2 pseudogenes are annotated in these 864 nt (G+C 24.7%); both read left to right on the forward strand.

Annotated features, from left to right (window positions below):
* A pseudogene (locus tag AJ930_RS02370) lies at positions 1–536 on the forward strand (motility associated factor glycosyltransferase family protein); the annotation flags it as partial.
* Positions 536–864: pseudogene (locus tag AJ930_RS02375) on the forward strand (motility associated factor glycosyltransferase family protein); the annotation flags it as partial. The pseudogenes AJ930_RS02370 and AJ930_RS02375, both read left to right, overlap by 1 nt.

Here is an 864-nt window from a genome sequence, read left to right on the forward strand (position 1 = left end):
AAGCTAAATTTTACAATGCCACTGAAGGTGGAGCAAGGATTAATTTTACTGAAGAACTTTCCTTTAAAGAATGTTGTGAAAAACTCCTTACAAAAGAAAAACCTAAATTTGAACTTCCAAAAAGTTTAACTAAAAATAGAAGTGATAAACTCCTAGTTAAATTCAAAGAAAAAATACAAAAAGATCAAGATAATGCTAAAAGATTTTTAGACGATGCTTTAGCTTTAAAACAAATTTTAGAAAACATACTCAGTAAAGATTTTATTTTACCTTTGGAATTTTTAGAAAAAGTTTATCAAAATATAGAAAATTTCAATCACTCTTTAGATACAGATGAGTTTATACAGGATGGTATTTTAAAAGCAGTGATTTATGAACGAGGACTTAGGATAAGCTTAGTTTATAAAGAAAATATTTTAGATCATGCTAGTTTCATCAGTGCTTATATCAAAGCTTATGATGAATGGTTGTTTTATTTTATAGAAAAGTTAGAACAAAGAATAAATATTATCATCAATTCTTTTAAGGAAAGCTAATGACCATACTAGAAAAAAACATACAAGCTTTATTAAGTGGGGTAAATGAACCCTTAGGAAATAAACTTTTAAATTTCATACAAAATAAAACTTGTTCTCGTTTTAATATAGATGAAAATTTAAATATCTTTGATAAAACTCATAATGTTTTCATGTATGAAAACTTAGAAGAAGAATTAAATTTTTTCTATCAAAGTATTTTAGAAAAAACTCCTAGATATCCTTTTATATGTATTTATGGTATAGGCAATGCTTTGCTTATTAAAAATTTAGCTAAACACTATAAACATCTTTTTGTATTTGAAAGTGAAATAGAACTTTTTATCCT

The sequence above is a fragment of the Campylobacter sp. BCW_6871 genome, assembly GCF_001762325.1.
Taxonomy (GTDB): domain Bacteria; phylum Campylobacterota; class Campylobacteria; order Campylobacterales; family Campylobacteraceae; genus Campylobacter_D; species Campylobacter_D jejuni.